7 protein-coding genes are annotated in these 8,530 nt (G+C 58.7%); 4 read left to right on the forward strand and 3 right to left on the reverse strand.

The genetic code is table 11. From position 1 onward, the window contains the following. Positions 1–2 precede the first annotated feature (2 nt). From BREU_RS06700 to BREU_RS06710, 3 genes are all read right to left on the reverse strand, one after another. Positions 3–1,922, reverse strand: a complete 1,920-nt coding sequence (locus BREU_RS06700; protein ID WP_044090257.1) for a helix-turn-helix transcriptional regulator — start codon at positions 1,920–1,922, stop codon at positions 3–5. Positions 1,923–2,073: 151 nt separating this feature from the next. Then, the gene (locus BREU_RS06705; protein ID WP_375137541.1) at positions 2,074–3,606 is read right to left on the reverse strand and encodes a UTP--glucose-1-phosphate uridylyltransferase; all 1,533 of its coding nucleotides are present in this window, start codon (positions 3,604–3,606) and stop codon (positions 2,074–2,076) included. A gap of 183 nt (positions 3,607–3,789) precedes the next feature. Beyond that, positions 3,790–4,581, reverse strand: a complete 792-nt coding sequence (locus BREU_RS06710) for an SGNH/GDSL hydrolase family protein (protein WP_044090270.1) — start codon at positions 4,579–4,581, stop codon at positions 3,790–3,792. 341 nt (positions 4,582–4,922) lie between these two features. Here BREU_RS06710 and BREU_RS06715 point away from each other — a divergent pair, with 341 nt between their 5' ends. The 4 genes from BREU_RS06715 to BREU_RS06730 all read left to right on the forward strand — a co-directional run. Next, positions 4,923–6,155, forward strand: a complete 1,233-nt coding sequence (locus BREU_RS06715; protein WP_081886587.1) for an ISL3 family transposase — start codon at positions 4,923–4,925, stop codon at positions 6,153–6,155. A gap of 52 nt (positions 6,156–6,207) precedes the next feature. Next, on the forward strand, positions 6,208–7,287 hold the full coding sequence (locus BREU_RS06720; RefSeq protein ID WP_044090138.1) for a LacI family DNA-binding transcriptional regulator: 1,080 nt from the start codon (positions 6,208–6,210) through the stop codon (positions 7,285–7,287). Positions 7,288–7,330: 43 nt separating this feature from the next. Then, positions 7,331–8,302: an ABC transporter substrate-binding protein gene (locus BREU_RS06725; RefSeq protein WP_044090139.1), complete on the forward strand. Its 972-nt coding sequence runs from the start codon at positions 7,331–7,333 to the stop codon at positions 8,300–8,302. After that, positions 8,296–8,530, forward strand: a 235-nt coding sequence (locus tag BREU_RS06730; RefSeq protein ID WP_044095871.1) for an ATP-binding cassette domain-containing protein, incomplete at its 3' end; no start/stop codon positions are given. The genes BREU_RS06725 and BREU_RS06730, both read left to right, overlap by 7 nt.

The raw sequence follows: 8,530 nt of genomic DNA on the forward strand, positions 1-8,530 counted from the left end.
ACTTATTTGGATGCATTGGCGCTGAGGCTCAATTCCCGTTCAGCGCGGGCGATGATCATGGTGCGAAGCGTTTCCGGGGCGACCGCCGTGATATGTCTTGCGTGCGCAATGCAGAAGGCGACGAACCAAGAGTCGGAGGAAACGGTCAGATGCACCTTCTCCCCCGCTCCGCACTGTTCCACAGTGGCACCCGGCAGCGTCTTGATGAACGGCAGATCCGCCTGGTCGGTGATGAATACCGCTTCCGTGCCATTGTCGAAGCTCCACTTGCGCAGTTCGCTGACGGGCATGTTGGGCACATCGATGGCCTGGACGGGCTTGACGACCTCGGCCTTTTCGATGCGGGCCAAACGGAGCACCTGCCAGGTGCGAGGCTTTCCGTTCGCCTTGTCGATGGTCTTGTCTTTGGAGACGTATGCCTTCTTCTCCTTGGGGGCGGCGGATTCGACGTCCGTATAGACGGCCGCATAGTAGACGCCCTCATCGATGAAGATCTTCGCCGGCGCCACCAGCTTGCGCCGGGTGCGACCGGTGCCATCGGTGTATTCCATGTCGAGCAGGGATTCGGTGTTGATGGCACGCTTGACCACGGAGAAGCTGCGCGGCTCGAGCTCGTAGCCGGTCAGGCTCAGCCACGGTGTCTGCCCGGGAGTCACGTGACGGCGGAGCCTCATATACAGCGATTCGGCTTGGGCGCGCTGCTTGTCGGGCAGCAGCGGGGAATGGGCGAGATAGCTCACCGATGCGGTCAGCATGCTCAGATACTGGGGCGAGATGCCCGCGAGACGCTCCAAGCCCAGGGAATTCGTCGCAGAGACGATGCCTTCCGAGTCCAGCAGCGGCCAATCGATGTCGAAGAACTGGCTTCCCGCCATTTCGCCGTCATCGGACACCGTGGTAAGGGTATTGATGTCCTTGTGGATGATGTTGACGAACTTCTTCAACTCATCATCGTTCTTGGGCTTGCCGATGAAGCGGACCGCAAGCTCGCTCATCGAGAATTCCTCGCCGAGATGCGCAGACAGGAACAGCATCAGGCGCAGGCGTCGATCGACCTCGCTGCCCGTCTGGAACGCCGAGCTGCTTTTCTTGTTCTGGGCCTTGATGGATTCCGGGTCGCCTGGCTCGCTGACTTCGCGGCTGATCGAGGGAGACACGACGGATGCGCTGACCGGACCGGCGGATTCGTCGGCCAAGGCGAACTGGCTGGCGGCGTGCAGACGACGGTGATAGGCGTCCACCGCCTCCTGGGGGCTGACAATCATGGCGCCGGGATGCTCCAGCACGTACATGGCCAGATCGTCGGAATCCGTATACGCCACATTCAGCTGTTCGCCATCAACGTCCACCGTGGCTGCGAAGCGACGGGAGTCGATCACCTTGACCAGCGAGTCCGGAATGTGCTGCGTACCAAGCCCCGGAGCGATGGAATCCAGACCCAAGCCCGGAATGGGTGTCTGCGGGACGCGGGGGGTGGTGCGGGATGCCCTCTGAGCGATCTGCGATTGGTCGGGCTCGGAGGAAATCGCCATGGAGCGTGCAAGATAATTGGCTGCGGCCAGAACAGGCATGTCCTCAGGCTCGAACATCAGGCGTATGCGAGGCTCATCACCCAATTGCAGACGATATGATGCGAAATCTTGGCCTTCGGACTTCGAAGAGTATTCCGGCTGGCGTGATTCGATGGCAATGCCCATGGCCGCAAGCTTGGCGCGATCGCGCTGGAATTGTTTGGCGAATGCCGCCTTTGCCGCCTGATCGGCGAGTTCCCCATACGAATCGGCGTAGGCCTTGACTCGTTGTGCAATCTGGCGGGAAGTCAGCCATTGCGGGAACGCGGACGACAACACGGCCAGTACATCCAGCTCGTGCTTACCCCACTTGTCGGAAAAACGCCGACGCCCGCTTGTACCTTCTGCCATTAGTCCTCACGTGTAATTATTGTTTCGTTATAAGTGTGTGAGATTTTTTCCTCACGCTCCCTCTATATTAGAGGGTTTTTTCTGTATTATGCGCCATTTCACGAAATTTGGCGGCTCTTTTTTGCCGGAGCCGCCAAATTCCGCAGTGCCATCACACCCAGTCGTCAGGCTCGATGCCTTGCGGGCCAACATATTCGCCGTTGGGCACGTAGCTCGGCTCGTCCTTGTCTTCGAGTTTGGCGTCGGCGAACATGACCACATCGCGTCCGAACGTCCAATCCCCCTTGATGGTCACCGAATTCGCGGCGGCCAGCGATGGGACCGCATAGGGGAAACGCTCGTCGAAATCATGGATGTTCTTGTAGAACCGTGGATCGAGATCGACGTTCGGGAAGATGTAGTTGCCGTCCTCCATCTCATAGGTATCGGTCAGGTGGAAGCGGTCGGAACGCATGATGAACAGGTCGTTCGTGGTCTTCACCGGCAGGAACCGCATGCGGTCGACCTGCACGCAGATGGCCCCGTTGAACAGTCCGATGGCGGCGCCCATCGCGGTTTCCAGCTGAATGACCTTCTCGGAATCAGGGTTGGTGGGGTCCACGGTCTTCCTGTTGCGGATCACCGGCAGCGGCAGCACGCCATTGTATTCGGCAAGCTTGGCCTTCAGCGCGTCGATGCGAATCCAGATCGAATTCGTGTTGAAATACGGATGCTTGGAGATGTCCTGTGCCGCTTCCTTGTCGTCCGGATGCACCTGGCTCATTTCGCGGAGCATGAGGCGGCCGGTGGCCTTGTCCCTCACGATGTGGCCGCCCTTGCGGTCGGCAGGCGTGCGGATGGCCACTTCGGCCATGAACGGCGCTCCGGTATTCTCGAAATGCTGTGCCAGGGTGCGCGAGGGGCGCGCGCCCAGATTGTCAGAGTTCGAGATGAACAGGTACTTGAACCCATGCTCCTCCAGAACGTCCAGCAGACCGGACTCCCAGATAGTGGAGAACAGGTCACCATGTCCCGGCGGGCACCATTCCAGTTCGGGGTTCTGCGGGAAACTGACCGGCTCTCCGGTGGCCGCCACCAGCTTCGGCTCCTGATGCTGGATGATTTCCATGGGGATTTCGGTCTGTTCAAACTTGCGATTGTACTTGAGCACCTTCATCGTATCCGCGGAAGTGCGGAAGGAGTTCATGAAGGTCAGCGGCAGTTCCACGTGAAGACGGTTGCGGGCGGTCAGCACCTGGCCGATGATGATGTCGATGAAACGCATCTGCTTGGCCTTATGGCGACGAACAGGCAACAGGGACTTAGCGCATTCGAGACCCATCGAGGTGCCAAGTCCGCCGTTGAGCTTGAGGAAAGCGGTCTTGGCGAAAGCGTCTACGGCCTTGTCGTGGTTGATGGTCTCATACACGTCATGGAAGCTCGGCACCTTTTCGAGCGGCTCGACGTCCTCCTCGCGAATCCAACTAGATGATTCCTCATGGCGCCAGACATTGAACAGGTGATGGAACTGGTTGATGGCAGTTTCGCTCATGCCATGTTCGCGCATTTTGACGGCGGAGCGTTCGAACAGCGCATCATCGGCGTTCTCTTCGCCGCTTGAGGGTGTGACGTCGATAGTAGTACGAGTGTTTTCGATCTTGTCTTCCTCGTCGCCTGATTGCGTGCCGTTGGTCGGTTCGGTCATTCAAATCCCTTTCGTCAAAACTACAAGGCACAAGTCTATCGCTTGAACAAGCAGAATACCCTGTAACAAGGGTGTCAGATGGGATAACGGGATGCTTTTCTGATGAACAACACGTGAACAGCATACCGAATGGAGATGTGTATGAGGTCCCAAGTGTGAGGAGCCGTACTTGGAAGTAAGGAATCAGAAATCAGTCGATGCCTGCGCGATGACGCCGTCCGCCAGCATCTGATAGCACCGCTTCGATGGGTGGAAGTTGTCATAAGCCCAGAATTCGTCATCGGTCAGGCCGGTATCGTAATGCGTCATATCCACGAATCGCACCTGTTTGTCGGCGCAGATGCGTTTGCTGATGGCCGTCTGCGCGTCGGTCATGTCCAGAATGGCTTTGCGCAGGACCCGTCCGAGCGCCGGAGACCGGTACACCTGTCCGGAGCTGATGACTACGACATGCGGGCACAGAGCCTTTGCCTCGTCGATGGCAGCAGTCAGATCCGAGCGCCACTCCTTGGCACTGCGTCTGGCCATCACGTCGTTGGACCCGGCACAAAGCACCAGCAGATCAGGTTGTTCCTTGACCTGCGGCAGCAGACGGAAGCGTACACGGCGCATGGTGGCACCGAGTCTGCCGTACGTCGCCCATTGCACGGGACGATTGATTATGGAGGCCAGCGTGCGGGCCATGTCGGGCACCAGACCTTCCTGCTGGTCGTCGACACCGCATCCCACGGTCAGCGAATCGCCGACGACGACCAGGGAGAACGGCGCTGCCGTTCGGACGGTTGGTCCTGATGCCTCGGGACTCACAGTTCCATTGTCGATATCAGAGGTTGTTGCATGCTGCGCATCCGCGTCATGGGGCATTGGCACGGATCCGCGGCGCTCGCCATCCGGTTCCGGCGCGAGCTTCACCGTATGCTGAGCGACCACAGCCTCCGTTAGCGCGATAGGCCTCTCCCACCACGACAATGCCATGATCGTCTCCCTCTCCCCCAGTTCGTCCGTATGCTTGGTGCCGTCTATATGCTTGGTACCGCGTGTGCCGCATATGATGCCGCCGCGCCTCATTGTAACGATGGTGCCAGAGCGATGATGCCATCGGATGCACATGATGGACCGGTATGAGGATTGCTCCTCTGCGAGTCGATTGCCGGTCACCTTTTGCATGCGGGACGAGGGACTGAGGGGAAAGTCATTTTGTCGGCAAATATCTGGTGCAAGACACTAGTATCCCGCGTCAGATATTCATTGGCCTTTCGCTGTTTGTAGTGGGTTGGCTGGTGTGCGGTGTGATGTCTGTCGGGTAGGTTGGAGGCATGGATACCTCGCATTTGTTCACAGCCGCGCTCCAGCTTCCGATGCCTTGGAAGGTCGAGTCCGTGGATTTCCGGGACGGCGACGACGGCAGGCAGGAGCTGCACATCACGATCGGTTTCGAGGCGGGCTCCCGCTTTCGCTGCCCCGAGCCGGGGTGCCGGCAGGACGAGTGCCCGGTGCATGACACGCGCGGGCGCGTGTGGAGGCATCTGAACTTCTTCCAGTACAAGGCGTTCATCCATGCCGGCGTGCCACGCGTGGCATGCCCGGAGCATGGCGTGAGGACCGTGCCTGTCCCGTGGGCGAGGCCGGGCAGCGGGTTCACGCTCCTGTTCGAGGCGTGGGCGGTCGAGATGGCCCGCCACCTGCCGGTCAGCACGCTCGCCGAGCAGGTCGACGAGACCGACACCCGCCTGTGGCGGTTCATCGCCCACTACGTGGACGAGGCCCGCAGACTCGAGGACTACACGGGCGTGGAGGCCATCGGTATCGACGAGACCAGCCGCAAGGGGCACAACTACATCACGGTGGTCGCCGACCTCGTCGAGCACGACGTGATCAACGTGACGGCCGGCAAGGACTCGTCCACGGTGAAGCGGTTCGTCGACGACTTCACGGCGCACAACGGAGTGCCCGGATACGTGCGGCTCGTCACCTGCGACATGAGCCTGGGGTTCCGGAAGGGCATCCGCGAATACCTGCCCAACGCGGAGCGGATCGTCGACAAGTTCCACGTTGTCAAGCACGCCAACGAGGCCGTCGACAAGGTCCGGAAGGCCGAAGGACGCTCCAACGGGCTGCTGAAGAGGACGAAGTACCTGTGGCTGCGCAACGAGTCCGGGCTGAGCGAACTGCAGTTGGAGACCAAACACGCTCTCATGAAACAGCGGCTGAAGACCGGCCGGGCGTGCCAGATGCGCGAGACCCTGCAGGACATCTACGAGACCAGCCGCACGCCGGCCGAGGCGTGGTCGCGCCTGCATCGCCTGTGCTCGTGGATGATGCACTCACGGCTGGAACCCATGAAGGACCTCGCCCGCATGATCCGCAGGCACTGGAACGAGATCCTGGCCTACTTCACCCACCCGTACACCAACGCGGTCCTCGAGGGCGTCAACAGCGTCATCCAGAACGTCAAACGACGAGCACGCGGATTCAGGAACATGGACTACTTCGCCACCATGATCTACCTTACCTGCGGCAAACTCGACCTCAAAGCAGTCACCGCCTAACCCCCGCGACCCACCACAAACAGCGAATAGCCCATAAACGTTTAGGAATTCAATGATGAAAAGACACGACGTTACGATAACCGATATCTCGAAGCAGATGGGACTGTCTGTCTACACGGTTTCGCGCGCTCTCAACGGACTTACCGGTGTATCTGAGAAGACTCGCGCGGCGGTGCTTGAAACGGCGCGAACCATGGGGCATATCCCCAACGTCAACGCGCGGGATTTGCGCACTGGCACCCATCGTTTCGTCACGTTGCTGACCGCAGGCATGTCGAATTCCTATTACCTCGACCTCATCGATGGCATCGAAAGCGTTCTGCAGGACAAGAAGGAGAGTCTTTTCATCGCGGATATGGCGGTCAATGGCCGTTACAGCCGGGAGAATGAAACGAATCTCCTGCGTCAGGTAGTGGAGAACCGTCCTGGCGGTATCATCTCTACTCTTGGCCTGAGCGAAGATAGCAGGAGCCAGTTGAAAAACTGGAACATCCCTATCGTATTCGTCGATTCCACGCCCGGCTATAGCGATGACGAAGAAGTCGAGGACGGGTTTTCTTACGTCGCTACGGACAATGTTGATGCGGCCGCGAAATTGGGGCGTCACCTTGGGGTGCACCATTTCAAGAGATGGCTGCTGGCCATTTACCCAGATACGTGGAACAGCCGGTTCGCCCGCGAGAACGGACTGCTGGCGGCTGCCGATGAATGCGAGGCCGAGATTCGCGTATTGGAGTGCGGAAACAATCGTGAAGAGGCGTGCGCGGCAATCCATCGTTTTCTCGACAGAGACAATTTCGAGCCAGATGTGATTATCGCGGGCAATAACCCAATTCTTTTGGGAGTGATGTCTGCGCTGAGCGAAAGAGGCATCGACGTTCCTCAAGATTTAGCGCTAGTTGCATTTGATGATTTCGCGTGGTCCGATCTGCTATCGCCGAAGATTACGTTGGTCGCGGAGGACAGTCGACTCATCGGAGCAAAAGCGGCGAATTACTTGCTTGAACAGATGGAAGGAAGAGAGGAGGTGAACAAATCAGCGGATGGGACGACGACGATGCCGAAACCCATCCACGACATGATTGAGACATCCCTGAAAATCAGGGAGTCATGCGGATGCATATGCCAGTAGGTTGCATCCCGATACACGCATTATTTCCAACGGAGGAAACAACATGAACACCAAGAAAATCATCTCGGCCGCATCCGCCCTGTTCGCTGCATCGGTTCTGCTGTCAGGCTGCAGCGCGGTGAGTAACGGAGACAATGCCGCCAGCGAGGTTTCAAAGCCCACAGAGATTAAGAGCATCGGACTCATGGTCCAGGACATGTCCAATCCGTTCTTCACCGCGATGGACAAGGAGGCCAAGGTTCAGGCCGAGAAGATCGGCGCGAAGCTCAATGTCCAGGATGCACAGCTCGACCTTGCGACGCAAGACAACCAGATCTCCTCGTTCATCGAGCAGCAGGTCGATCTGATCATCGTCTCCGCTGTTGACGAGAGCGGTTTGCAGCCCGCCATCGAACGAGCCAAGGCCGCAGGCATCATCGTCGTTGCTGTGGATACCCCGGCGAAGGGAGCCGATGCGGTCGTTATGACCGACGGCGTGCAGGCGGGAGAGCTGTCATGCTCATACTTGGCCGAGCAGCTCGGAGGCGAGGGCAATATCCTGATCGTGGACGGAACGCCAATCCAGACCATCACCGACCGCATCAAGGGCTGCAAGTCCGCCTTGGAGAAGGACTACCCCGGCATCAAGGTCGTCGGACAGCAGTCATCCAAGAACGATCGCGCGACCGGCCTGTCCGTCACAACGGACATGCTCACAGCCAACAAGGACGTGCAGGGCATCTTCGGCATGAATGACCCGTCCGCCTTGGGTGCAGCCCTCGCTGTCGAACAGGCCGGCAGGACCAGCGAAATCATCGTGACCGGTATCGATGGAAGCCCAGAGGGCGTCGATGAGCTCAAGCGCGCCGGATCCCCCTTCGTGGGCACCTCGACCCAGAACCCAGGTGAAATGGTCAAGCAGGCGGTGGCTTATGCTCAGAAGGTCGCCAAGGGCGAAACCCCCGAGGAATCCACCATCCTGATCCCCAGCGTTATGGTCACCCGCGACAACGTCAATGAATACAAGGGATGGTGAGCATGACGCGGCCATCGACCCCTCTATTGCAGCTCGAGAACATATGCAAGAGCTTTTCCGGTGTGGTCGTTCTCGACAACATTAACCTAAACCTTTATGACCATGAGGTGCTTGCACTCATGGGCGAGAATGGCGCCGGAAAATCCACCATGATGAACATCCTGTCGGGGAACCTGAAAAGGGATTCCGGACGCATCCTGATCAATGGCGAAGAAGTAGATGTCTCCA

Origin of the sequence: Bifidobacterium reuteri DSM 23975 (assembly GCF_000741695.1) — a bacterium.
GTDB lineage: Bacteria > Actinomycetota > Actinomycetes > Actinomycetales > Bifidobacteriaceae > Bifidobacterium > Bifidobacterium reuteri.

What these genes read in the sequence shown, in the direction of transcription:
- BREU_RS06720 (WP_044090138.1), top strand. Translation starts at nt 6,208, where the DNA reads ATGATGAAAAGACACGACGTTACGATAACCGATATCTCGAAGCAGATG.
- BREU_RS06715 (WP_081886587.1), top strand. Translation starts at nt 4,923, where the DNA reads ATGGATACCTCGCATTTGTTCACAGCCGCGCTCCAGCTTCCGATGCCT.
- BREU_RS06705 (WP_375137541.1), bottom strand. Translation starts at nt 3,606, where the DNA reads ATGACCGAACCGACCAACGGCACGCAATCAGGCGACGAGGAAGACAAG.
- BREU_RS06710 (WP_044090270.1), bottom strand. Translation starts at nt 4,581, where the DNA reads ATGGCATTGTCGTGGTGGGAGAGGCCTATCGCGCTAACGGAGGCTGTG.
- BREU_RS06700 (WP_044090257.1), bottom strand. Translation starts at nt 1,922, where the DNA reads ATGGCAGAAGGTACAAGCGGGCGTCGGCGTTTTTCCGACAAGTGGGGT.
- BREU_RS06725 (WP_044090139.1), top strand. Translation starts at nt 7,331, where the DNA reads ATGAACACCAAGAAAATCATCTCGGCCGCATCCGCCCTGTTCGCTGCA.